The following is a 24,296-nucleotide window of genomic DNA, read 5'->3' as shown; positions in this document are numbered from 1 at the left end:
CGGCGTCGCCAGGCCATCAATTGTGAGAGCGCGCGCTATCGTTTCTGTTAAGCATGCGGTGTTGCGCGAAGACGAGGGTGCGAGGAGTGCCCGGACTTCCCCTGGCCGCAAATCCGCTCGGCGCTTAGGGACAATCGTGCGGATAACCGGGCAGACTATGCCGGAGCAGTGCGTTCTAACCGCGCGGCGTCCCACGCTCGTTTCCCGGCAGTTGCAAAAGTCTGCGTCTGCGGGAATCTTGACCTACCGTATACGCCGAAAACCATGCGGCATCTGATGCATTTCCTTGCTGGTGTTCGCCGATCGGGAAGATTCGGGAAGACGCTCTTGGGAGGCGCAGTACCGAAAGCCGCTGCCGGCGATAGCGTCACTCTCGTATCGCGAAAAATGACTGTGAGATCATCTTCGTATGAAGCTTCGGAGTGAACAAGCCGCTTTGGTTTGGATAGAATATTGCTTGGCCTATGGTGACCAACTACTTTTGATAGAGGCATGGGCATCGCGAGCAAGACGGGCTAAATCATGGCGACCAAGGGGGAAGAACCGGCAAGTTCGGCGTCGGAGATCGCAAGCGGAACAGCCTCTCCGCCGGAGAGAACAGCTAGGGTTACACCTTCGCCGGATGTCGTGATTGACGAACCCGACTATGTGCCGCCCGATTATGGTGACAGCCGGCGCATGCGAATTGGTTCGAGCGTTATCGAAGCGGCGGGCAGGCTGACTTTCCAGGCAGACTCACCAAATGCTAGGTCCCAAAGGGTTCGTAGTGTAGCGGCATGCTGTTTTTGATTTCGGCGGCCTCAGGCGGCAAGAGTGCGATGCCGTCGGCCAACGCAACGGCCATCAAATTGGCCGCGGTTCCACGTTCAAGCATCTCCAGCACAGGTTCGCCCCTTTCGGTGCGGCCGGATATGCGCACGGGTACAAACTCGGTTCGGCCTTGCCGCTTTTTGCAGCTGAAGCCAGCCACCGCCGAGAACCATTGCGGCTGGGTCTCCGCGAGGCCTGCCAGCCTTCGCAAGGCAGGCAGGACAATCTGACGGAACGCTATGAGCGCCGCGTTGGGATTGCCCGGCAACCCTGCAAAGAGTGTTCTTCTGATCCTTCCGACCTTCAGCGGCTTGCCCGGCCGCATCGCGACGTTGAGGACGTCAAGGGCGGCTCCATGAGCCTGAACAGCCACCACTGTATGGTCTTCCTCGCCTGCCGAGACCCCGCCTCTGGTAACGAGGGCATCACAGGACGTGACGGCGCGAGCGACAACGTCTTTGAGGAGCCCCAGGCTGTCAGGGACCGTGCCGAAATCGACGATTTCCGCCCAAGGGCAACCCGCCAGCAACGAGCTCATCATGATCTGATTGGAATTGTAAATCTGACCGTGCTCAAGGGGTTCACCCGGTTCTTTCAATTCGGTTCCGGTCGAGAGCAGTCCTATCCGGACTTTTCGAAGCACATGGACGTCGCCGATCCCCACCGCTGCCAACAAGGTTAGATCCCTGTCGGATAGGCCCTTGCCCCGCCTTATCAGTTCGGCGTCCGCGCTGACGTCCTCGCCAGCAAAACGGATGTGATGGCCACGATGGGGCCGCTCGTAAATCGTGACGGTGTCGCCAATTTGGTCGCAGCGCTCTTGCATAACCACGGCGTCGAAGGTCCACGGAACGGGTGCTCCCGTGAATATCCTGAGTGCGGTTCGGGGGTTGAGGTTCTCAAGAACGCGTACATCGCCGGCGATCACCCGTTCAGCGACACGAAAAGTCCAAGGCCCTTCCCCATCGAAATCTGCCGTTCGAACGGCAAATCCGTCCATGGCCGAATTATCGAACGGAGGCAGCGAAATAGGTGAGCATATATCGGCCGCGCAAACCCTCCCCAATGCACCGACGAGCGAGACCGTTTCCCTATGTCGAACAGGTTTGGCGAGCGCGATGGCTTTGGCTACCGCCGTCCCGAACGGGATAGCTTCGCCACTCTGCCCGGCAGAACAGTCGGCTTTCAAAACAGGTTTCATAGCGTGAAACACGATCGCTTCCTCCTTTGCGATGTTCTCGAAGCGCAACGGCCAAAGGTTTCTAACCTGACATACTCTTGAGATAGGCGATGACGTTTTTGACGTCCTCGGGATTCGAGGCCAGGGAACCCCATTTTGCTCGCCGGCACTTTCTCTTTGGGATTTGCCAGATATTCCATCAGGTTCGGCTCATCCCATGCGAGGCCCTCAGCGCCAACATCCTTCACGGCTTTCGAATAAGAATAGCCAAGGAGGGTCTCCGCTGTCCGGCCCACGACACCTTTCAAGGATGGCCCCACTTTGTTCACTTCGGTATCAGCGTTGTGACAGGCCGCGCACTTTTTGAAGACCGCCTTGCCTCCCTCGATATCCCGGGCCCGCGCGACCGGAGGCGGTAACGCCAAAACCACTGTGGCACCCACGAACAGATATTTCACGCAGGAATTCCCCGATTAAAGATACGGCAGGCGGTCGATATGTCTATAAGCCATGATCCCAATCCTCGCTTAAAGTACGTTGCTCAGGCGGCCGTAAAGAAGCTCGCCGACTCCCTCGGCGTAGATTTCGCCCTTGGCGTCGATGCGCAGCTCGTATGAGGAATATTGGCCGTCGACTGGTCCCAGATCTGCTACTTTCTCAAATGTGAGTAGTGGCCGGGATAACTAGAGGAGTGTTCATCGGCGTTGTAGTTCCATGGGAAGCCCTTGTGCGGGCACGTGGTCGAGAATCCGACAATGTCGCGGTCCGCCCGCACCGTCTCGTAACTGACGTCGAAGGTTCGTTCGGCTTCAGCCTATTCGACGGGTATTCGATGAGTGTCAGCCCCAGTGGAGACCTTGTCTGAGTCTGCAGGCAGCGCGACAGCTATGGCCATTCCTGCATCGGCATACGTTCCTCCCCTTAGAAATTGACGGCGGCCGATGTCAGGCAGCTTGTTGCAGCAATTCATGCGGTCCCACCCATTAGGCGAAATGTTCTTGCAAATAGCTCTGCAACGCTTGTGCCAACTGACCTGCACTGAACATTCATCCAGCGGCGATTAAGCCTCGACCGTTTCTGTTACGCCGTGGGGCGCGAGGTGAGCAACCGGCGAAGACGCGGAGCCTTCGATTAGCACAGCGTCGGAGCCGGTTGCGGTGATGACCTCGGCATAGGCCACGACGTAACACCCACGGGACCGGTCCGGAGCGCGAGCTTCTCTCTCCATGGCATCCTTGGGCGGGTCGCCAAGTCCATATTCACGAAGTGATCGATCGGAAAGTTGGCGCATCACGACTGCTCCGCACGTCGACCTTGCCGCGCTGGGCACCCTGGCGGAGCTGCTCCTTGACACGGGCGCCCCATCGCAATCGCCGGAGATGGGCGCAGCATTGGGCTCTCACGCAAATCGGGAGATGTCCATGCCGCGCCAGCCCACGACATACCAGTTCGATCTGTTCTCGAAGCCGAACGACGCCAACAGGGTGCAGACGCCGCAATGGCAGGCGCTGCCGGCACGACGCGCCGATCAGTGACGAAGCTGATGGCCAGCCTGATCCTCGGGCACGTGGATGGCGAGGGTGAGGGCATGCTGCGTGCCAACCGGAAAAGGCCGTCGTGGCGAATCCTCTTCAGTACGACGACGCGATACCCAGGCCGGGAACGCTTCACGCTGGCGCACGAGTTCGGGCACTACGTCATGCATAGTCGGCCATTGACTGCGGCCGACTACGCGAATGCATCGAGCCCGACAGGCCTGGACTTCGAATGCTCGCCTTTACAGAGCAACAAATGGAAGGAGTCAGACAGAGAGCGCGAGGAGACGCAGATACCTTGCGTCGTTTCTGCTGATGCCGATCGACGATTACCACCAGCAAGTGAGCGGCAGGGAAATCACCCGGTCGCTTCTGAATCATGTCACCAATCGCTACGGCGTCTCTCTGTTGGCCGCCGTGCGGAAATGGATCGACTTCACCGATCAGCGTTCGGCGATGGTTGTCGCTCGTGACGGGTTTGCCCTTTGGGGACAAAGGCGGAGACCTTCATGAAAACCCTGAAGCAGGAAGAGGTGCAAGGTCTCGTCTATAAGGACGCTGATGAAGCCGCAGGCGCATCGGCGCTTTCATTGAGACCGTTTACAACACGCGGCGGCCTGCATTCGGGGCTCGATTATCTCACGCCGGAGGAATACGAACAGTTGCATTCAGGTAGACGACGGATGGAAATGGCGGCATAGCTGAACACGGGACGGTGTCCGCGATTTTCCCTGTCTCAGTCTGGGGGTGCACTCCACCCTTTTCGCTAAATCCCGGGCAGTGATGGAGGATGAGATTTCCATCCGCAATCTCGCATCTGATTGCACGACGTGAGCCCGATGGTGCGGCGTAGGTTCAAGTTCCCTCGACGATGACGATACGCGAGTTTCATGGCGTCCTTCAGGTCGCGATGGGATGGGAAAGCATACACCCTTACCAGTTCATCATTCACACGGTGCGGTACGGCTCGTGGGAGGCGGGTGCCCGCTCTCGGTCGTATAGGGCTGGGGTAGCGGAATGCGGGTCGTGACAACGTCGAAATCAAACCGGCAGGCATAGTTCCAGATATCGCGCTCGATGATCGGATCGGAATCGGGAGCCAGCAAGCCAATGACCCGCATCGGACCCGCCTGCGTCACGCCTGCATCGACTTTCAGTATCTGGCACCATGTCACACCTGTTCTCTGCGGAAGAGATTGTCAGGATGCGGCAGCAGCACGCTCGCGCCGTCAAGTGCGCGCCCGAGCTGACGCAGGATACTCATCCCCCCTGCGGAATTTCCTCCGGCTGCAAGAGGCGGTGACCACACTCCTAGTCCGTACCGGCCGGCAACAATGGCGAGAATACCGCCGCCAGACCCGCTTTTCGCCGGTAGTCCGAACCGGACACCGACATCGAAGCTGTCGCCATAGAGGCCGCAGTCGCGAAGCACCGACAGGAGCCTTTCGTGGTCAGAGCCGGAAAGCCAGGGGAGCTTGCCGGGTATAGCGAGGTTCGCACCGATCCGGGCAAGTTGCAGGCACGAAAGCTCGGTCGCGCATAGCCGGCAATAGAGTTCGACGACTCGTCCGACATCCTGTTTCAGATTTCCCCATGAGCGTAGATAGTAGCCAAGGGCACGGTTGCGGTCGGCCGTTTGTATCTCTGAAGCCGCCACGTCCTGATTGACAGACATGGCCGGGTCTCCTGTCAGAGCGAACAGCAGTTCCTCGATGGCGGCTTGTGGTGCATCGGTCCTTTCCAGCAACATGTCGGTCATGACCAGCGCTCCCGCGTTGAGGAACGGGTTCGTTGGAATTCCCCGATTGAATTCCAGCATGGCGATGCTGTCGAAACGCTCAGCGGTGCTCCCCCGCGCGCCGATGCGGAGCCAGAGTTCATCGCCGGAGTCTCGCACCAACGCAATCAGGACGAGCAGCTTGCTGATGCTTTGGATGGAGAACGTTTCCTGGCACGCGCCAAGCGAGACAAGCTCGCCCGACATGTCCGACAGCACCAGTCCAAACTTGTCACGCGGCACGGATGCGAGGGCGGGGATGAAGTCGTTCAACTCTCCCTCGGCCGCCGCCATTCGGGCTATGGTGGCCATGCCCGCCACGGCCGCTGGGTCAAGTGCTCGAACCGTCATGTTCTCCACCACGCAGAAATGGCCTCTTCGTCTTAATACGAGGACGCCCCTTCGTTCGTGAACTTGTGAACTTCAATGCCGGTCAGGGCGGGGTTGAAAACGCTGATAAGTACAAGCGGCTCATCCTTGTCGCTGCGCAGATAGTGGCGGTCATGCTTGTCGAGCGCATAAATCATGCCGGGCGTAATCTTGTGGATATTACCGTCGGCGTCCTCGATTTCACCAGTGCCTGAAACACAGAAACAGGCCTCAAGATGGTTTCGATACTCCTGATGCGATTCCTTGCCCGGCTCCATTACAGTATAGCATACCGTATACCCCATGTTGTCTTTCGCCGTCAGTAGGCGATGACTGGTACCATTTCCAAAATTTACAAAAAATTCCGTCTTTTCAACATCTTCCAGGGTACGGATGATCACGATTTTCTCCTGTTTCGTAGATTAATAATATCTGAAAAATATTAGCATCGTGCCGGTTGGAAAAACTTAGAGCGCCGGGATCTGCCGCCACAATCGAGTTTTTCAATCAAGTTTTGTGCAAAAAACATTCAAGCAAGCATCCTCCTATGTGTTGGGGTTAAGAAACGGCGGCTTGAACCCTCTCTGGGCCGGCATGTGACTTTCTTGAACACATACCGCGATTTATATTCGATTGATATGGAGGCACTGCTGCGCGAGGCGCCGCGGCCAGACTACATATCCATCACGAACGGCTCGCATGTTCCCATAAAATCCGGGGATGCCAAGAGTTGCCCCTAGCGTCCGCTCCACCCTGATACGAACACGCGATCAACGCGATTGTCGCCAAGCGATCCGAGATATCGGGCGCGATCCGGTTCAAGGGTGCAGACCTGGCTCACCAGCTACAGCACATAGACGCCGTGCTGCTCATCCTTGGCTACAAGGGCGATCCTGCGCAGATCGTGTCGCTACGGAGCACTCCAAGCCGATTCCGCAAGGGCGAGCTTTACCGGCTCATCCTGGAGCATGAGGCGGAAGGCAGCACGTCAAACCAGGAGACGGCAACGCGAATCGTGCAAGCGAAGGGATGGAATTCCGCGCTTGTGAAGCCGCTCATGAACAATATCAAGACGGCAAAGGGCTGGCGGCGGAGAGCGTCAATGGCGCGAGAAAATGGCATAAAGGACACGAAGGCAGCAGAACTTAACTAAGGAATTAACTTGACAGCAAGAATCCGATGCCTATTTTGCCTCCTTGAGGCTGCAAGGCCTTTCAGGCTCACCGTACGGGGGCCGCGAAAAACCGGGGTAAAACCCGGTTTTTTCGTATCTAGTCGAAGCAGTAGTATTTGATGCCCAAATGCGGCAGATGCTCAGCGTCAAGTGCGAAGTCGGCAAGGCGCTTCCTGTCTCGCAAGCTCCGATGGATCCAAAATTTCTTATCGTACCCGTGCCGCGACATAGCATAGACGAAGCTATCGGCGACTTGGAGCATCGTGTGCGACTTTGGCTTATGCTGGATTCGTCCTAATGTCTCGGCAAATTCCGCCTGAGTTAAAGGCTTGTATTTCTGGCTGTTTTTGCCGTCGAAGCCTAAGCCATTTTCCTTCAGATTTTGAAAATACCCGGTGACAATCTCGTTAACTGCGGCGTCTTGCTCAAAGACGACATGGAGCTTCCTATCCTCCAGTCGGGCGATTTTCGCGGCGCGTTCCACGGTTATGTCAAAGGCGCTTCGGCATAGAAGCCACTTGTCCTTGTGCTTCTCTAGGTAGCCCCGCGCGACATAGCCGGGTCGGTCGATGACACACCCTAGGCCTATCACCGGGGCGCTGCATAAGACGTGACGCCAACCGTTCCAGAACTCCTCCCGAGTCGCCTGATCTGCCCGGCCAAGCCATGCAAACCCCTTCGATTCGGACAGCATATCCGTGATGTGAAGCGGCTGCCGAAGGTTCCACCGCGCGGAAAATTCCCCCACAAGGTCCCTAACGGCGTCATTATCTTCGCCTCGGACCAGATAACCGCCAAAGCCAAACCAATCGCGTCCCTCGCGGGATGCATCGGCTTTCTTGTCTGGGTGGCGCTTGCCCGATTCATCCATGTAGAGAGTATAAGGGCGCGGCATTTCTTGTCTTTCTAATGGTGACACTTCATGACAGTTAGGAAGCGCGTTGCCAATACCCCGCCCATACGCGACTAACTGAATGAGCGAGCGCGCCACCAAGCAGGGCATTGGCATTGCCGCCGCTTGACCGGCGACGGTGATCTTCAAGCCAAGCGGCATGATTGGCGTACTGGTAAAGGTACTTGTGCGACACGTGGTGGTGCTGGCCGGCGACCACGCGGCGCAGGCGGCTGAAATAGCTCTCCACCATATTGGTATGCTTGTCGTGGCCGTTGGTTGATGCGGGTCGAAGCGTAATCAGCCTTCAGCACATCCCAATGGGTGGCCTCGTCCGCGAACAGCTTGGAACCGGCCAGCATACGAGCGCGGGCGATTTCGACGCCTTCGGCTTCGCGGTTGCGAACGAAAAGTGAGGGTGCGGCCAGCGCTCGCGCAGGGCGATCACAACGCGGCGCCGGTCTGACTGGTTAGCCTTCACGCGACGGTCCTTACGGTCTTCCACGCGGTTCTCAGGGCGCACCACGCCACCAAAGTAAGCGCCGTCGATCTCCACTTCGCCTTCAAGGGTTTCGTTCTTGGTTTCAGCCGTAAGGGCTTCGCGCAGCTTGTGAGCCAGCACGAAGGCAGTCTTGTATTGAACGTCCAGATCGCGAGAGAACTGGACAGCCGACATGCCCTTGGCGCCGTTGACGAGCAGGCAGATCGCGGCGAGCAGATCGACAAACGTCAGCTTGCGCGAAGCGAAGATAGAGCGAACGTGACGGAGAACTGCGCACCACAAGCGGCGCACTTGAACTTGCGACTCCCTCGGTCCTGGAAAAACGATTTGCCAAGGGAATGAGTTCGGGATTCAGGTCGTGCCACGGCACCGAGCCAGAAACCAGTCGGCGAACTGCTTCACGATCAGGCGTGGGTTTTCCGAGCGGACCAGACTGTAGTATTTGTCCTGATGCACTTCGATCCCGGAAAGCGATACCAGCTGTCCGATTTCCAGCTGCGACCTGAACGCCTCGACCGGGCAAAGCGCCACGCCCTGCCCGGACGCGACCGCCGCATAGAGAAGGCTGAAGTCCTGAAAGATGTTGCCGGGGATGTCGCCGTGTACGATATGACCGTTCTTGCGAAACCATTCCCGCCAGCCTTCCTTATGCTCGTCATGCAACAGCTTGGCAGTCAGCAGGGCTTCGGGAGCGGACAGATGCGGGTTCGCGCTCAGGTACTCCCTGGAACAGACCGGCTGGCAACGCCGGGAAAACAGCGGCTCTGAGACCACGCCTTTTGCTTCCTGACGGTGATCGGAAATCAGGACATCGAAATTGCCATAGGCGAACTGATCCTCCAGTTTCGAGTACTGGATCTGGACCTGGATGGTCGGGTGAAGGTCGGTGAATATTCCTATGTTCGGCGCGATCCAGTGCGTGGCGATGGACGGCAGGCTGCTGATGATGATGGTTCCGGCGCGCTCGCGCTGCCGGAAGCTGCGGCCGACCTCGCTCAGTTCGTTGAAAACCCTGCGCGTACGCTCCCGGAGCAATTGTCCCGTATGGGTCAGGCGGATGCCGCGTCCCTCGCGGTGGAAAAGCTCCGTTCCGAACCATTCCTCCAGATTGCGCACCTGCCGGCTCACCGCCGTATGGGTCACCGACAGTTCTTCGGCTGCGCGCGAGATGCTCTCGTACTTGGCGGCGGCGTCAAAGGCTCGAAGCGAGTTCAGGGGAGGCATCATAGGCTAAGCACCAAATCCCGTTTGGCAACGCTCCGGGGCGCAGTTGCGCCAATCCATCGTGCCCCTCAAGGCTGCCCCGCCTGCGGATTCAGCAACCCCGCAGCAGGCATACTCGCGGTCTCTCTTCCGTTCTAAAGCATCCCTGTCAGTCAAGGAAGAGAGGGAAAAATCATGTGACGAAAGGGCTGGAAGTCGGTGAAAGGCCTGCTCAGGCGACCACCGCGACCAACTGGATCTCTACGGGTGCATTTCCGGGCAGGGTCGCCACGCCGACGGCCGTACGCGCCCCGATACCAGCCTGTCCCAGTTCATCCTGAAGAAACCGGGAGGCGAAATCCGCAATGGCGCTATGAGCGCTAAAGCCCGGTTGCGCCGCAGTATAGACCGTGAGGGTGATGATTGCCGCTATACTCTCGCTGTCGGCAAGAACACTTCGCGCCGCTGCCAATGCGTTGGCGCACGCCAGCACCACCGGGTCGCGATAAGCCTCCGGCGGCGTGCCCGGCTGGATGGGTCCAACCATCGTCAGAATGCCGTTTCGCCGCGGCGTCATGCCGGCGGTGAAGACGAGGCTGCCGCAGCGCCGCGCTGCGACGTAATTCCCCTGCGGGACAGGTTTCGCCGCGCCTGCCGTGCTCATTTGCGGTACCGTTCGACGAGCGTAACCAGACGCCGCATCGCCTGCACGGCGGCCTCATGGTCCTGTGAAAAATTCAGACGCAGGCTGTTGGCGCAATACGGGCTGAATTCGGTTCCGGGCGTGACCGTTACGCCGGCCTGTGCCCTCAGAATGCGCACGAAGTCCTGTGGCGAAACAACGAGATCGGGAAAGCTCGGAAACAGATAGCTGCCCCCCTGCGGGGTGCGCGCCGAAAGGCCGTCGGCGCTACGCAAGACCGTCAGAAGATCGTCCCGGATCGCCTGATGCAAAACGATGCGTTGATCCATCCAGCCATCCGGCTCGGCGAACCAGCCACGCAGGACGGCTTGGTTGTAGCCGGCGGCGCGCAGCGAGACGATAGCCTGGAGTTTCTCCATCCTGCCCACGACTTCTTTAGAGCCGAACGCCACTCCGAGCCTGTAGCCGCTGAGTGACTCGGTCTTCGATGGCCCCATGATCGTGACGACGTTTTCGGGGTTGATGGCCGCGGCCCTGAGGTGCGTGTAGGTATTTCCGGAATACAGAAGCCGTGAATAGAGCTGATCGGCGATGACGATCGCGCCGTGATGATCCACTAGTGCGGCGATTGCCCCGATCTCCTGGGGCGAATAGATTACGCCAGCCGGATTGTTCGGGTTGGAGAACAGGAAGACCTTCGCCCCGGCGACAAACGCTGCTTCAAGCTGGTCGAGATCGATACCGGCGCGCTCGTCCCCGTTCGCATAGTCAAGGTGTACCGGGATGATCTGTCCCTCGAAAAATTCCACCAGCTTACGGTTGGCAAAGTAGTCGGGCTGCATGATCGCGACCTTTTCGCCCCGCGATACGGTACACGCGACAGCAAGGAACAACGCGCCCTGCGTTCCGGGGGTAATGATCATTCCTTCTGCCGCGTCGACCGACGCCCCGGTAAACCGCGCCAGCCTCTTGGCTACGACCTGACGGATGCCGATATCGCCCCGGTACTCGGTGTAGGCATGCCTGCCTCCGGCTACGACGCCAGCCTCGAAGGTCTCGAAAGAGCCCGGTGTCGGCAGGAAGGCGTCGACGTCCCCATGGGAGAAGTCCACCGGTATCCCCTCCAGGGGTTCGCCGCGAAACAAAAGCGCGAGGTCTTCCGACCGTCGCCGCACTTCCTGCCCCGGTGCGTTATCTGTCGCCAGCTTGCTGAATTTCTCGTGAATGGACATCATCAATCTACTTTCAATGGCGGGATGTGGCCATGGCGGCAAGCCGTGGCGCATCGGGATGCGGGGCGTGCGCGGTTTCAGGAACATTCCGACGCTCGATCAAAGCGCCCGGGCGCCCCTTGTTCCCCAACGGGCGGTTGCGCTTCAGTCTCGTAGATTGAATCTGGTAATAAAAAAATATTGGTTGCAGTATTTTCAAAAGATAGATTTTGTTGGGTATGGACATTCGTTTTCTGGAGAGCTTCGTCAGTGTTGCCACCCATGGGTCAGTAGCTGAAGCCGCGCGCCGCCTGAACCTGACCCCGGCGGCCGTTGCGCAGCGCCTGCGCGCGCTGGAGAACGAACTCGGACATTCCCTCGTAAGCCGGGTTGGCCGCACCATGCGCCCAACCGCTTCGGGGCTGGCCGTGCTCGGGCAAACGGAAAGGCTGTTTGCGGCTATGCGCGACCTCAGGGCAGCCGCCGCCGATGACCTGCCGGCCGGGCAGCTAAGCCTCGGTGCGACCGCGACTGCCCTGACCGGCCTCATGCCCAATATTCTCGCCAGGCTCAGCACACGCTTCCCCCATGTCGAGGCCTTCATTCGACCGGGCGCATCGGTGGATCTCTATCACAGCCTCCTGGCCGGCGAACTTGACGCCGCAGTGCTGGTGCGACCCCATTTCGCGATGCCTAAATCCATCGCATGGCACACGTTGCGGCATGAGCCACTGGTGCTGATCGCGCCGGCTGCTGTGGAGCTCTACGATCCACACGAGGCATTGGAGCGCCTTCCTTTCATCCGCTATGACCGGAACCAGTGGGGAGGGCAACTGATTGACCGCTACCTGCGCCAACACAGATTGAAGGTCAGGGAATGGCTTGAGCTTGACGCGCTCGATGCCATCGTCACGCTGGTCGAACGCGGGCTTGGGCTGTCGATCGTGCCGGACTGGGCGCCGCCATGGCCGGAGGGTCTGCACCTCCGGAAGATTGCGTTGCCCGACGTGCAGGCCCGCCAGTCAGGGGTTCTGTGGAATCGCTCCGGGCCGCGGATCGCGGCGATCGACGCATTCGTGCAATGCTGCACCACCACCCTTCTGGACCCGCCGGATGCTCCGGAAACAAGCTCAAATGGCTAGTCCTGGGCTGCGACAGATCTTGATACCGGAGAACCCACCGGAGAAGCGGAGATCGCCACCACAGGCCATCCGGCTGTAGCCGGGTTGGGAGCATGAAAAAGTTGGGGGACGTCGGCTCTGAGTTAGCCTGACCGCCATGTCGGACGTTGCAAATTCCGAAGTGTACCAACTCAAAGTGAGCTTTCGACAAATCTCGCCGATGTTATGGCAGCCGGCTGCTCGTTCCGGAAGAAATGACGCTCTACGCGCTGCACCGAACAATCAGATCGCATACCGCTGGGAGGACTATCATCTCCATGCTTCAAGCTGCACGGCCGGCACTGGGTACGACTTGGACTGGCGACCGCCACCGCGACGCGGCTGGCCGCGAGGTGACGCTCGCCGATCTCCAACTGCGCGTGTGCCAGAGGATCCGCTAGGAGTACGATTTCGGCGATCTGGGGGAACACGAGATCCGAGTTGAGGCCAAGCTCGAGCGAGAGGGCGGCAAGGTCTACCCGGTCTGCATCGCCGGCGCGCGTGCCGGTCCGCCTGAGGATATTGGTCCACCAGGTTATATGGCGCTCGTCAATCGGATCCGCTTCGGCGACATCGATCGGCTGCTTCATGGGGATGAAGGAGATACCGATGGCGATGATCCGCCGCGCAACTTCGAACCCGAGCGCTTCAGCCGGCGCGAGGTGAATGCAGCTTGAAACTCGAATTTTCGGAGCTCACCAGGGGCTGACCGCAACAGGTCGACGTGCTTCCCTCTCCTGCAGATAAGGAGGGATGCGGATGCGGTTTGCCATTCAACTCATGATCGACGGCGGCGACGCAGCAGACGAAACGCAAGAGATTATCAGCTTCGACCGAACAGACGGTGCGCTGTCGATCGATGAACTCGGTCTGACGCTGGAAGAAGCGAAGAAGGCTCTTGCTGCGCTCCAGACCGCGATCACCGGTGCTCAGGTGATGGATCATTCCCGGTACCAGCGGCCTTGCCCAGACTGCTGCAGACCCCGCTGGCTGAAGGATAACCGGACAATCACCGTGCGCACGTGCTTCGGCAAGCTCGCTCTGCCAAGTCCCCGATATCGACGCTGCCGATGCCAAGCGATGCCCGGCTTTGTCGCGCCTGTTCTGCCAGCGTTGCCCGAACGCGTTACCCGCTCGAGGCGCGTTGGGCGTCACTTGCGGCCTACGGTGTAACTGCCGCTTTGCTGGCGGACGTATTGCCGATCGATGGGACCGTGAACGCGTCGACGATCAGGAACGACGCGATGCGCCTCGCCGAGCGCCTCGAAGCCGAGCTCGGCCCCGAGCAAGCCATGTTCGCGAGTGGATGCCAGGCCGAATGGAACAAGATGCGGATTCCCGGACCGCCAGTTACGATCGGCATCGACGGCGGCTATGTGCGCAGTTGGACCGACCGGCCGACGAATTTCGAGGTGATCGTCGGCAAGTCCGTGCCCGAAGAAGGGCCGGTGCGGCGATTTGGCTTTGTAGCGGGGCATGACGAAAAACCGAAGCGCCGCCTTCACGCGCTTCTCATCGATCAGGGCATTACGATGAACCAGGAGGTGACCTTCATGTCGGATGGCGCCTGCCTGCGCGATCTCCAATATTACATGCGTCCCAATGCGGAGCACGTTCTCGACTATTTCCACGTCACCATGCGCGTCACGGTGCTCCAACAGATGGCCCGTGGCCTGCCACCACCGCTCAACGCCGCGGTGCCTGCGGCCGTCGCGGTGCTCGAAAGCGTGAGGCGCTATCTGTGGCATGGCAACGTCGGAAGGGCGCGGCGCTCAGGTGACACGGACCGATCTTCAGCTCAATCACCGATTCCATTTTGCCCTTTACGAGCGTTGCGGCAACCCGGAGCTCGTAAACCTCATTGAACTTTTGTGGATGCGCTACGGTCCGCTGCTCAGCCTGCTAAAGACGACACCAATATCTTGCTCAGGGCATCGGGACCACGCTGAGGTAATTGATGCAGTCCGGGAGGGTGACAAAGACTCCGCCGTCAAGAGCTTGGTCGCGGACTTAGAAGAAGCGGCAACGCAATTGCCAGTGCGTGCGCATGCAGGCCATCCGCATAGCGGGTGACCTGCGGCATTTCTACACCGAATGACGACTGGCATGGTCAGTTGCCTCGAACAATCCCGCTTCAGCCGCGGCGATTGAAAAATCATCAGCTTGCCGGACACGTCCTGCTGCAACCGCGTAGACCATACATTGGCGACCGCGCAAATAGCCGTACTCCTTCGCATTTCGCTTGCTGGGCGGATGACGGTTCGTGGCACGGTCCAATGCCAATCAACAATCCTGTCCTGACGAAATTGCCATCGCGACCCACTGGATGACGGCTTTATCCCGGCGAATACGCTTGCTAGGGGCGCTAGCCGCCGAGACTTCGGAGAATTGACCGTTTTCGGGCAGTGCCGTGTAAATTACCCGAGCTCGTGGATCATCACGTCGGGAATGACCGCCTTGGCGATGTCGCACAAGTGCTGATGATGAGTGAGGTAGATGACCTGGCCCACACCGGCCATTTCGCCGAACAATCGGAAAACTTCCTCCGACCGGAGATGATCGAAGGTTTCCATGATGTCATCGGCGATGAAGGGAACAGAGGGCCTGAGCTTGGCAAACTCGTAATATCCGGCGAGGCGCAGAGCCAGGTAGAGTTGGAATCGCGCGCCTTTCGACAAAGCGTCTGCGACCTTCGATTGGCCATCCCGCTGTGTCGCGATGAGGGCGTCGCCGCCCTTTACCGGCTGGGTCGTCAAGCCTGTGTATTGGCCGTGCGTTATCAGAGCGAAGGCGTCTGACGCCTCGCTCATCATTCCGGAGCGGTGACGTTCGCGATACACCCGGAGCGCGCTCGCCGCCGACATCACCCCAAGTTTCAATTCGATATAGCGGACGGCCTTCTCCTCGATTTCCAGAAGGACCGTGCGACGATCGGCATCGATCCTCGCAACTGTGCTATCGCCGCCGATCGCATCGAGCTTGTCGGTCGCCCGGGTGCGTCGGACGAGCTGCTGTTGCAGTGAGTCATCCAGGTCGGCGAGACGCCGCTCGACTTCGGCCTTTTCAATTGCGAGCCCATCGAGATCGAGGCCTTCCAGCAACGACTGCGCTTGGATGAGATCGTCGAGAGCGAGCTCGCTCGTGAGTCGTTCTTCAAGCTCGGCCACGGCACTATGCAGGCCGTATCGCTCGCGAAGCTGTTCATCGCGCTCGACGACCTCCGGCAGAGTTTTCACCCCAAAGGCATCGAGCACTTCCTGCTTTGTGGTCTCGTGTGCCGCGACATCAGCGTTCAGTGCCTCTCGAACGTCCTGCAACTTCTGAACGTCAAGGAGGAGATTTGCCCTAGCCTCACGGGCCCGCTCGGCTTGCTCGAGGCGCTCGGTCAGCCTGATGCTCACCTGTTCTGGCGCCTCGTCGCTCGCACGCTCGCTGGCGTGCTCGATAAGGCGTGCCACTTCTTCGGCAAATGCAGTCCTATCCGCCTCCATCTTGCGGATTCGGATGCGCATGGACTCACGATCCTGCAGGGTCTTTGACAGCTCCGACAACAGATCGAGCACACTGCCAAGGCCGGTCCCGGCGATGCCTTCTTCCAGCCACGTGCCCTTCAGAGTTTCCCTGACCTCGGCCTGCCATGCACTTTCTCGCCGCTCGGAAATTTCAACAGCGAGCCGCCTGGCTGCCAGTTCCTCTTCCTTCGCGGCGACGCTCCTCAGCGCCTCCGCTCGTTCCGCGTCGACCTTCGCCTGCCTGCCGAGGAAGCGGTCGGCGGCGACTACCATTGCCCCCAAGGCCTCACCGGCTTCCGAGGCTATTCCAACGCTTTGAAGAGCCGAGGCCAATCCGAGATGGATCCGCTCTCCCTCGGCCGTTGCGCGTTCAATCCTTGCGCGTGCGAGCAGGATTTCGTCCCAGGCGGCAAGCGCATCAGCGCGCGCGGAAATACGCTCTTCGAGAAGTCCGATCAGCAGGTCGAGTGACTGCGCCTGGCAATCCTCAAGCAAGGCGATGGCCATTCGCTTGATTTCAGCGGACGCCATTTCTGTGCGCTTTTCCACCTCGGCGAGTTGACCGCTGACGCGCTCCATGGCGGCTTCGGTCTCGGCCACCTTCTGCTTGGTCGCCCGCAGATCCGCCAGCTCGCCTGCATGGCCCAATCGAGCCGCGCCGACATGATCGTCCTTGGCCAATGCTGCGGCAAACACGTCTGCGGTTTCGGTCTTGAGGTCCGCCCGGTGATTTCGCCAGGCCTCGTCCCTCTCTCGGCGACTGGCTTCGGCTGTGTCATCGTCGGCGATGTCGGCCGAGGCGCGAGCAGCAGCTAGACGTGACAACGTCGCGACCCGACTTTGTTCATGCTCAGCCAGGCGCTCCGAGAAAACCGCCTTCTCCCTTTGAAGGTCCGCAGCCAGTGTCTTCCACCCAGCCATCTGCATGGGTGGTGGGATCGGCATCTTCGAAAGTGCGTCCGCATCTCCCGACCAAGGCCGAAGGCGCCGCATCGCGCCGGCCAGCCTTGTTTGCCGCTCGTCCTCCCATACGCGAGCCTCTCTTATCTCGCTTGCGTGACTACTGGCCTTCGCCTCGGACACGGCTGCCATCAGCCTGGCTCTTGCGGGCTCGGGCACCGCCCTCTCCTCGCCAACCCGACCTCGTGCAGCGTTGAGGCTGTCGAGCGCGGCAGCGGCTTCATCGCGGGCCATCCGCAGGCTAGTCGTGATGCCGGAGCGTTGCTCGACCATGGTGCGAAGCGAGCCGACCACAAACGCCGGCAGAATGAGCCGGGACGGATCTTGTTCGGCCGACCTTCCGAGCGCGGCGAGACAGTTCGCCACCACCTGGTCAAGCATCTGGACTTCCATCTTGCGGGTCGGCAGATCCATCCCCGCGGACAAATAGCGCGCCTTGCGATCGGCAAGTCCACGCACCTGCTCCGAGATCGCCAGCACAGCCTCATCGACAGCGATTGCTGCGATCTTTGCCTTCGCCCGATCGATCTCATCGGCATTGGCCTGGAGGCGGGTTCTCAACCGGGCATCCTGATCGATCAATTCCGCGACGCTGCCACTCCAGGTCCGGGAAGGAGACGGTATGTCAGGCAGCTCAGCCAGCCTGGTTGCCTTGCGTTTTATTTCGGCCAGCAGGGGCGCAGCGCGCATATATCGGTCGATCGTGGCGAGCCGCGCCGACAACGCCGAGCGTTCAGTCAGACTGCGATCATATTTATCCTGGGTTTCCACCCGTTCCGCCTCAAGCGCCTCGAATGTCGAGGCCAACGTGTCGACCGCCTCCTTGCGTGACTTGAGCTCCGCGAACCGCTTCTTCAGCAACGCGATTTCGGTGCTCTGGGCCTGTTTTCGATGAAGACTGTCGGCCTCCGTCTCCAGTGCGGCCAGGACATCGCTGGCATGGCCAAGCCCAGCACTGGCGGTAAAAAGGAGCTTGCCGAGATCGCCACGCGATTCGAGGATCGCCTTGCCCCCTGCTTCCAGCGTCTCGTCATCGAGCGAGAACATGCTGCTGTAGGCATCGCGGGACAAGCCCGCGAGGTGCGCCGAAATGGCTATTTCGCTCAGCGGCCTGCCTTCGGCGTCGTGCAGTGAGTTGCTACGGCTTTTGGTGCGGGAGACGGCAAGCGCCTGCCCCTCGAATTCGAGCAGTCCGCCGATGCGCATCGAGCTGTACTCGTGCAGGAAATTGTAGCGGCTGCGCTCTTCGATGCCGAAGAGCAGATCAAGGTAGGCGGAAAGCGCGGTCGACTTGCCAGCCTCGTTCAGCCCGAAGACGATGTGAAGATCTGGGCCTGAAGCCGGCTTCTCGCCGAAGTCGATCGCCTTATCAGTAAACTTGCCGTAGCGGGTGAGATCAAGGCGCCGCAATCTCATCGAGCCGCACCTGCCTTGAGCCTTGCCGTGACCAGGTCGACCCCGCGTTCGAGCACATCGTCAAGAAACTCTTCGAGCCCTGATTCATCTTTTCCCGCGAAACCGCGGGCATCTGGCGGCAGATCCCCGATCGTCTTCAATATGAGATCTCGCGCGTCGGACCGAAAGGCTTCTGACCCCGCGTTGTCGCGCATGGACTGCGCAAGCTCCAGTGTAGGATCGGCACCGCCTTCCAAATCTCCGATCACGGTAGTCGAAAGGGCGAGCTCCACCTTCTCCACCCAGCTATTGCCCACCTGCTCGGCAGCCTGTTCGGCTTCTGCGATCAGCAAATCCCGGTCGCGGATCAGCGACCAGGACAGTGCCGAAGTGCCGGTCAGGCCAAGGCGGGCAACAAGGTAGCGCGATCTGGCAGCCTCCCGGGACTGCTCCAGCCCTGCTCGGATACGGACGATCGCCTCGCTCCATTCCGTCGCCCCGGTCAGATCGATGCTCACCCGTTCGAACTGCGCCACGCTGGTGAGCCGCTCCGCGATCTCGACGGAGCGATCGTCGCGAATGGTGACCAGCGTGACCGACTTCTCGCCCGCCTCGTTGATGTCCCTCCCCTGAGGGATCCCTGCCATCACGAGCGTGCTCGCGCTGGAATACACTTGACGAACGTGGATGTGGCCGAGCGCCCAATAGTCAAAGCCGTGGCCGTGCAGGTCGGCAACGCTGCAGGGAGCATAAACGTCATGGCCTGGGGAACCGGCCAGGCTCGTGTGCATGATGCCTATGTTCGCAGCTCCCTCCTGCGGGCCGGCATATTTCGGCAGCAGGCTTTCGGGCGCCTTCGAGCTGGCGAAGCTCAGCCCATGGAAGGCGACGTCCACCCCGGCGCCGGGCTGGATCACGGATTGGCAGCGGCCGCCAAAAGTGGTCACCGTGTCCGGCAACACGAGCTGCTTCGTAATCCGCGACATGGCGTCGTGGTTGCCGCGGATCATGTAGACCCTGACACCGGCTTGATGGAGACGCGTCATCTGGGAAGCGAGAAAGCGAGCCGTCTTCATCGAAGTCTGGTCGCCATCGTAAAGATCGCCGGCAACAACGAGAGCGTCGACACGCTCCTCCAGGCACAGATCCACGATCGCGGCAAATGCCTGGCGGCTGGCATCCCCGACGAGCTCGGCAAGCTCGGGATTGCGCAGCGCAAGTGAGCGCAAAGGGGAATCGAGATGGATGTCGGCCGTATGAACAAATCGAAATGCCATTGCAGGCGCTCTCCCGGCTGGAACCGAAGCTCAGGCCAATTCTGTCGAAGTCCAGTTCGCCCAAACCAGCGACCAGGTCAAAGCCTCGGTAGCAAATCCCAACCGCGTTGGGCAGCGGAGGCGATCCAGATATGATGGCCCATGATCCTCGGCAAGGCGGGAAGGGACAAATCGATGTCCTCGAAGAAACGGCGGATGATGCCAAATAATTCGAGCGCCACCTTTCGGCCTTGGAGACCGTGCTGCCCTGCGGCGTTTTATTTGACGGTGCGCATTCTCCACGATGAGCATCGTCGAGACTGAAAGCCGCGGCACATTTTACATTCAGACGCACAATAGCAGAGTCTATACCAAAGACCGCCGACACCCTATCAGATGCGCCAGATCGAATGCTCTCAGGGCGACGGCGGGCTGAGGCGTGTCTTGATCATGCGAGTTCGCTAAATAGTGGCACGGTCGGAGCGTGCGCGTCGATTGCCTTCACGACGGTAGCAGCGAGAGGAAGGTGCGTTTTCTCAGCCTCCCAGACTTGCCGAAATCGTTGGACGGTTTCCGCGGCGGTGTCGACGACAAGCTTTTCCGGCAGAAGTGCCTTGGCCGCCAGATGCCGAAGCTCATCGGTATCGAGCTTGGCCATCTTCTTCGTCCGAGAGGAATTAAGCGCAGCCGTGTCCTCGCCCTTCATATAGGGAATGGTCGAAACCAGGTCGTAGGCCGGCGAGAGCGCGGCCGAGCGCCGGTCCGGATAAATCAGCGACCAGTTTTTGAGGTGCATGTCGCCATTGCCGATCAGCGCGCTGAACACGAGGCGGCGAATGAACTCGGCCGCGCCAACATCGCCCGCCTCGGTGCCGACCACGCGCGCGATGTTGGCGTAACTTGCACGCTTGTACTTGTCATCCGGGAAGACCCCGAACACCTGCGCGAAATCTTCGGTGTGGACAGGACCGTCACCGCTTCGGTCGAAGCGGCGGACAGCAAGCGCCTGCCCTTTTAATTCACCCACTCCTTCGGGAATACCGGCGATTGCATCGAGATCGACCAGGTTGATGATGGGCACCTCCATGCCGATCATCCCGGCGATCATCATCATCGAAAACTCGTTTTCCGGAACGCCGGTGAACTGCTGGAACGGCAGCTTCACGATCCACGATCCGCCGGCGCCCTCGGCGGGAATGGCCAGGCCGCCGCCCTTCCCTGCGTTCTGAAACGCGGAGAACTTGAGCTGCACACCGGCGAGCGAGAAGCGCAGCGCATTGGGTTTGGCGTTCTTCGGAAGATCCTCGTCATCACCAGGAGGAAGGCCGTCACCGGCCGCCGGATGGATCGAGAGCGCTCCGGGCAGGTCGAGCCCCAGCACACAGCAGGAAGAATTCGCGCTGCTGATTGACCCCGGCCCGCTCGGCGAGATAGCGACGCAAGCCGCCCTCCGGCAACAGGTTCGAGAAGAATGGCGGCACGACCCTCTGTGTCGGGCGGATCCTGGTGATGAGGCCGCCAGGTCGTCCTTGAACGACAGGCTGAGGGTCGGGCGATCCGGGTTCTCGACATAGTCTTCGTTGAACGCAAAGATGGTCCGATCGCCTGCAAATGGGTAAGCGTGCCTACAGCCTCGTCGTAGAGCCGCACGTCAAGAACCGAGACGTCAGGCATCGGCATCTCCACCGTCCAGCGAATAGGCGGGCCGCGGCTCCGAGGGCAGGGTGGGCGAGCGAGTTGCGAAGTCGCTGCAGGTTCTGCGCGATGTCGTGCAAGATGGGTGCCACTTGGGCGCTTGCCTGATAGCGCTCGAGGCGGGCGATCAGCTCGCGCACCTGCTGCATCTCCTGATCGCCGAGGTTCACCCGGCGCAGAAAGCGCAGCGTATCTGCGATGCGATCGAGGTCGGCTGAGCTGCCGTAAAGGCGCTTCATTTTCTTGACCAGGCGCTCGGCACGGGCAAAACGCTTGTCGTTTGGCTGACCGGCATGGATATGCATGTCCGGCGTCGCTTGGGCCTTGACCAGGCCGAGCACCGCCGACACGAGCTTCTTCGGTACGAGCATGACCTCGAGGTCGAGCGCCCGTGTCAGGTCTATGAAGCTCGACAGTCCCGGCTCCATCTTGCCGCTCTCGATTTGCGAGATATGGCTCTGCGTCAGCCCGGCTCGCTCGCTGAGCGCGCGCTGACTGACCCCAGAGGCTTCGCGGACCTCCCGTGTTTGGCGAATCAGACTCTCGCTTTGGTAGCTCACGATATGAAATCCATAATCAAAAAGGGGAGGACGATCAGGATCCTATATCTACCCACGCATGTCTCCTCTCCCTATCAATATATGATATATAATAATGATCAATGTGCCGAATTCGATATAGATTAATAATCAGCAGCGTAGCCCTGAAAGATGCCTTGCCCTTGCGTGCTTCAATTACCGGCCTTTGATACCCTGCCGAGGCGCGCGCCGCCTTGCGACCGCCCTTCCCTGCCCTTCCGGTGCCAATTGCGGTGCCAACTCTTTCCTGCGATCATCGACGGGGACAGGGGAACGCCAATGTTCAAGCAGCAGTTGCGTTGTGCCTCTTGGAGCTTATGACGCAGCCATCATTGGCTGGCGATTTCGGCGGCGTAATGTTGTCGTCGACGTGTGAGGACTATGACGCGTCCTCAGTGACGGACCGAGCGGGTTTTGTACACGACGTGCTTGTCGGCACAAGCACCTCCACGGGCGAAGATTACCTATCTCGTCGCGTTGACATCCAGGCCTGCGTGGCCGCGACGTATGCCCCGCCCTGTGTCTCCGACACCACGACGACGCACGAGGTGATCCCCATGTGCATACTGATGGTGACCAGCGAGGAATAGGTCGCAAGCCCGAAGCCGCGTAAGTCCGGAACGAGCGACGGGCATCCGCCTTGTCGGGTCATGCTCGGAAAGATCGCGTTCGCTGCTCTGCTTCTCCAGGTTGCCGGCTTCTCGGCGCTGATAACTCAAACACTGCTTTTCTCTTCTGGCGCCACGCAGGCAGCAGACGTTCAGGTCGCAGGGCCCATCGCGGTCGAACCGGCCGAGTGCTCCAAAGCTGTATGGCCGGATATCCCCGTTCGTTGCTTGAAGCGTGTCGAGGCCCCAAGGTCATCGCCATGACTTCTGCACAATAGAAAAGGGCCCGGAAGCCGTAGCCGCCGGGCCAAAGTCACCCTTTTACCGGGTGTCCTCTCTCAAAGAAGACCGCCGAAGATACCATTTAAGCGGATGCTTATAAACCCTTCGCCGCTCAGTCGTGCGCGCGGGACTGCGGGCATCACGCTCTCGATGTCGGCTTGTGCTAGTGGATTGATTCCAACGTTTGGTGCCCACGCTTCACTGCGGCAATGATGTCGTGTGGGTCAGCTTTCCACACGAATGGCCGCGGCTCTTGATTGTGCTCTTTGATGAAGCGATTGATGGCGGCTTGAAGGTCGACGACGGAATGAAAGACGCCGTGCTTCAAACGTCGTCGTGTGCGTTTTGCGAAGAAGCCCTCGACGGCGTTGAGCCATGAGCAGGAGTCGGGACGAAGTGGAAGGTCCACCGTGGGTGCCTTGCCAGCCAAGCGCGGACCGTTGGCTGCTTATGGGTGGCATAGTTGTCGAGAATGACGTGGACGGCCTTATCCCTGGGCAGTTCCGCCTCGATGGCGTTGAGAAAGCGGATGAACTCCTGATGGCGATGACGCTGCATGTTGCGACCGATCACCGAGTCCTCGAGGATGTTGAGAGCGGCAAACAGGGTGGTGGTGCCGTGGCGCTTATAGTCATGGGTCATCGTGCCGCCGCGCCCTTTCTTGATGGGCAGTCCCGGCTGCGTCCGATCAAGGGCCTGGATCTGGCTCTTCTCGTCGACAGACAGCACGATGGCATGGGCTGGCGGCGAGACATAGAGACCGACGACGTCGTGCAGTTTCTCGGCAAAAGCCTTGTCATTCGATAGTTTGAAGTTGCGCCAGCGGTGCGGCGCAAGACCATGTTCGTGCCAGATTTTGACGACCGAAGACGCCGCGATCCCAACCGCCTTTGCCATCGCACGAACGGTCCAGTGCGTGGCTTCCTGCTTCGGCGTTTCCAGCGTCAGTGCGACCACCCGATCGACCAGTTCAGTATCGAGTGGCGCAATGCCGGGCGGTCGGCTCTTGTCGCGCAAAAGACCATCCACACCTTCGGCCATGAAGCGCTCCTGCCAGCGCCAGACGCAGGTCTTGGATTTGCCAGTCGCCGCCATGATCGCAACGGTCCCAAGGCCATCGCCGCTCATCAAAATGATCTTTGCCCGCCACACGTGCTTCTGCGGCGAGCTTCCTGCGGAAATAATGGCCGCGAGCCGATGCCGATCGGCCGCCGAAACCTCAAATGTGATACCTGTGCGCATGCGATATCGTCGCACACCGCATGCCGAAAAGGAATCTCAAATCGGACTCCTTTGTTTCGATCAATCCACTAGCGACGCTTTGCGCCATTGCCTGAAATTCACCTAATGCGTGTTGTTCACCTTGATGCAGGATGCATGGTGGATTCGGGCATCAGGACGGCGTCGTGACCCGCGAGCACAGGTCGCGCAATCGTTTCACAGATCATCTCGCGGCCTATCCGCGGCCCTATGCGCGAACTTAACGTTTCCAGCCGCCAGGCCGTCATGAGCTGCTCGGAACAGGCAAAGGAGATAGCATGGATCCCTTTAAGA

Annotated in this window: 21 protein-coding genes and 5 pseudogenes; 9 read left to right on the top strand and 17 right to left on the bottom strand. The window is 59.8% G+C overall.

Annotated elements, in window-relative coordinates:
• Nucleotides 1-745 precede the first annotated feature (745 nt).
• Nucleotides 746-2,059, bottom strand: coding sequence for a molybdopterin molybdotransferase MoeA (locus PU724_RS32420; protein WP_354425690.1), 1,314 nt, complete (start codon nucleotides 2,057-2,059; stop codon nucleotides 746-748).
• Entirely contained in the window at nucleotides 2,008-2,448 is a 441-nt protein-coding gene (locus tag PU724_RS32415) for a c-type cytochrome (protein WP_426213781.1), read from the bottom strand. The genes PU724_RS32420 and PU724_RS32415 overlap by 52 nt, the downstream gene beginning before the upstream one ends.
• A gap of 1,040 nt (nucleotides 2,449-3,488) precedes the next feature.
• On the opposite strand from PU724_RS32415, the pseudogene PU724_RS32410 reads away from it, so the two are divergent.
• From PU724_RS32410 to PU724_RS32395, 4 genes and pseudogenes are all read left to right on the top strand, one after another.
• Nucleotides 3,489-3,722 (top strand): annotated as a pseudogene (locus PU724_RS32410) (ImmA/IrrE family metallo-endopeptidase); the annotation flags it as partial.
• Between the two features lie 118 nt (nucleotides 3,723-3,840).
• Nucleotides 3,841-4,038: a hypothetical protein gene (locus tag PU724_RS32405; protein WP_354425719.1), complete on the top strand. Its 198-nt coding sequence runs from the start codon at nucleotides 3,841-3,843 to the stop codon at nucleotides 4,036-4,038.
• A complete protein-coding gene (locus PU724_RS32400; protein WP_354425692.1) occupies nucleotides 4,035-4,226 on the top strand; it encodes a hypothetical protein in 192 nt (63 codons plus the stop codon). Before PU724_RS32405 ends, PU724_RS32400 begins: the two co-directional genes overlap by 4 nt.
• Before the next feature lie 170 nt (nucleotides 4,227-4,396).
• Nucleotides 4,397-4,441, top strand: a pseudogene (locus PU724_RS32395) (hypothetical protein); the annotation flags it as partial.
• A gap of 28 nt (nucleotides 4,442-4,469) precedes the next feature.
• On the opposite strand, the gene PU724_RS32390 reads toward PU724_RS32395, so the two are convergent.
• The 3 genes from PU724_RS32390 to PU724_RS32380 form a co-directional block, all read right to left on the bottom strand.
• Nucleotides 4,470-4,646 (bottom strand): hypothetical protein, encoded by a 177-nt coding sequence (locus PU724_RS32390; RefSeq protein WP_354425721.1) that lies wholly within the window; start codon nucleotides 4,644-4,646, stop codon nucleotides 4,470-4,472.
• 50 nt (nucleotides 4,647-4,696) lie between these two features.
• Nucleotides 4,697-5,614: a glutaminase A gene (glsA, locus tag PU724_RS32385; RefSeq protein WP_426213780.1), complete on the bottom strand. Its 918-nt coding sequence runs from the start codon at nucleotides 5,612-5,614 to the stop codon at nucleotides 4,697-4,699.
• Nucleotides 5,615-5,685: 71 nt separating this feature from the next.
• Nucleotides 5,686-6,072 carry an ectoine synthase gene (locus PU724_RS32380; RefSeq protein WP_354425695.1) on the bottom strand — a complete coding sequence of 129 codons (387 nt, stop codon included), beginning with the start codon at nucleotides 6,070-6,072 and terminating at the stop codon, nucleotides 5,686-5,688.
• Between the two features lie 461 nt (nucleotides 6,073-6,533).
• Here PU724_RS32380 and PU724_RS32375 point away from each other — a divergent pair, with 461 nt between their 5' ends.
• Nucleotides 6,534-6,824, top strand: coding sequence for a hypothetical protein (locus PU724_RS32375; RefSeq protein ID WP_354425697.1), 291 nt, complete (start codon nucleotides 6,534-6,536; stop codon nucleotides 6,822-6,824).
• A 118-nt stretch (nucleotides 6,825-6,942) separates the two neighbouring features.
• Here the strand turns inward: PU724_RS32375 and PU724_RS32370 are convergent, their stop codons facing one another.
• The 5 genes and pseudogenes from PU724_RS32370 to PU724_RS32350 form a co-directional block, all read right to left on the bottom strand.
• Nucleotides 6,943-7,899: a DUF3800 domain-containing protein gene (locus tag PU724_RS32370; RefSeq protein WP_426213779.1), complete on the bottom strand. Its 957-nt coding sequence runs from the start codon at nucleotides 7,897-7,899 to the stop codon at nucleotides 6,943-6,945.
• 43 nt (nucleotides 7,900-7,942) lie between these two features.
• Nucleotides 7,943-8,530, bottom strand: a pseudogene (locus tag PU724_RS32365) (IS1595 family transposase); the annotation flags it as partial.
• 60 nt (nucleotides 8,531-8,590) lie between these two features.
• The gene (locus PU724_RS32360; RefSeq protein ID WP_426213778.1) at nucleotides 8,591-9,463 is read right to left on the bottom strand and encodes a LysR substrate-binding domain-containing protein; all 873 of its coding nucleotides are present in this window, start codon (nucleotides 9,461-9,463) and stop codon (nucleotides 8,591-8,593) included.
• 211 nt (nucleotides 9,464-9,674) lie between these two features.
• Nucleotides 9,675-10,106 (bottom strand): RidA family protein, encoded by a 432-nt coding sequence (locus PU724_RS32355; RefSeq protein WP_354425702.1) that lies wholly within the window; start codon nucleotides 10,104-10,106, stop codon nucleotides 9,675-9,677.
• Entirely contained in the window at nucleotides 10,103-11,404 is a 1,302-nt protein-coding gene (locus tag PU724_RS32350; RefSeq protein ID WP_354425704.1) for a pyridoxal phosphate-dependent aminotransferase, read from the bottom strand. The genes PU724_RS32355 and PU724_RS32350 overlap by 4 nt, the downstream gene beginning before the upstream one ends.
• A 131-nt stretch (nucleotides 11,405-11,535) precedes the next feature.
• Between PU724_RS32350 and PU724_RS32345 the strand changes: the two genes are divergently transcribed.
• On the top strand, nucleotides 11,536-12,438 hold the full coding sequence (locus PU724_RS32345; RefSeq protein WP_354425717.1) for a LysR family transcriptional regulator: 903 nt from the start codon (nucleotides 11,536-11,538) through the stop codon (nucleotides 12,436-12,438).
• Nucleotides 12,439-12,875: 437 nt separating this feature from the next.
• Nucleotides 12,876-13,133, top strand: a complete 258-nt coding sequence (locus tag PU724_RS32340; protein ID WP_426213782.1) for an IS1096 element passenger TnpR family protein — start codon at nucleotides 12,876-12,878, stop codon at nucleotides 13,131-13,133.
• Here PU724_RS32340 and PU724_RS32335 read toward each other — a convergent pair.
• Entirely contained in the window at nucleotides 13,105-13,401 is a 297-nt protein-coding gene (locus tag PU724_RS32335) for a hypothetical protein (protein ID WP_426213777.1), read from the bottom strand. The genes PU724_RS32340 and PU724_RS32335 overlap by 29 nt on opposite strands.
• Before the next feature lie 125 nt (nucleotides 13,402-13,526).
• On the opposite strand from PU724_RS32335, the gene PU724_RS32330 reads away from it, so the two are divergent.
• Nucleotides 13,527-14,321, top strand: coding sequence for a hypothetical protein (locus tag PU724_RS32330; RefSeq protein ID WP_426213783.1), 795 nt, complete (start codon nucleotides 13,527-13,529; stop codon nucleotides 14,319-14,321).
• The gene (locus tag PU724_RS32325; protein WP_354425708.1) at nucleotides 14,203-14,529 is read left to right on the top strand and encodes an FCD domain-containing protein; all 327 of its coding nucleotides are present in this window, start codon (nucleotides 14,203-14,205) and stop codon (nucleotides 14,527-14,529) included. The genes PU724_RS32330 and PU724_RS32325 overlap by 119 nt, the downstream gene beginning before the upstream one ends.
• 344 nt (nucleotides 14,530-14,873) lie before the next feature.
• Here the strand turns inward: PU724_RS32325 and PU724_RS32320 are convergent, their stop codons facing one another.
• The 6 genes and pseudogenes from PU724_RS32320 to PU724_RS32295 all read right to left on the bottom strand — a co-directional run.
• On the bottom strand, nucleotides 14,874-18,344 hold the full coding sequence (locus PU724_RS32320) for an ATP-binding protein (protein WP_354425710.1): 3,471 nt from the start codon (nucleotides 18,342-18,344) through the stop codon (nucleotides 14,874-14,876).
• Nucleotides 18,341-19,600, bottom strand: coding sequence for a metallophosphoesterase family protein (locus PU724_RS32315; RefSeq protein WP_354425712.1), 1,260 nt, complete (start codon nucleotides 19,598-19,600; stop codon nucleotides 18,341-18,343). The genes PU724_RS32320 and PU724_RS32315 overlap by 4 nt, the downstream gene beginning before the upstream one ends.
• A 427-nt stretch (nucleotides 19,601-20,027) precedes the next feature.
• Nucleotides 20,028-21,253 (bottom strand): annotated as a pseudogene (locus PU724_RS32310) (type II toxin-antitoxin system HipA family toxin).
• Nucleotides 21,205-21,834 carry a helix-turn-helix domain-containing protein gene (locus PU724_RS32305; RefSeq protein ID WP_354425714.1) on the bottom strand — a complete coding sequence of 210 codons (630 nt, stop codon included), beginning with the start codon at nucleotides 21,832-21,834 and terminating at the stop codon, nucleotides 21,205-21,207. The pseudogene PU724_RS32310 and the gene PU724_RS32305 overlap by 49 nt, the downstream one beginning before the upstream one ends.
• 1,071 nt (nucleotides 21,835-22,905) lie before the next feature.
• Nucleotides 22,906-23,984 (bottom strand): annotated as a pseudogene (locus tag PU724_RS32300) (IS630 family transposase).
• 116 nt (nucleotides 23,985-24,100) lie between these two features.
• A partial coding sequence (locus PU724_RS32295) for a hypothetical protein (RefSeq protein ID WP_426213776.1) occupies nucleotides 24,101-24,296 on the bottom strand: 196 nt, incomplete at its 5' end.

The sequence above is a fragment of the Mesorhizobium abyssinicae genome, from assembly GCF_049887195.1.
Lineage (GTDB): Bacteria > Pseudomonadota > Alphaproteobacteria > Rhizobiales > Rhizobiaceae > Mesorhizobium > Mesorhizobium abyssinicae.
Note: the sequence above shows the minus strand (reverse complement) of the source record. Positions and strands in the feature narration are given on the sequence as shown.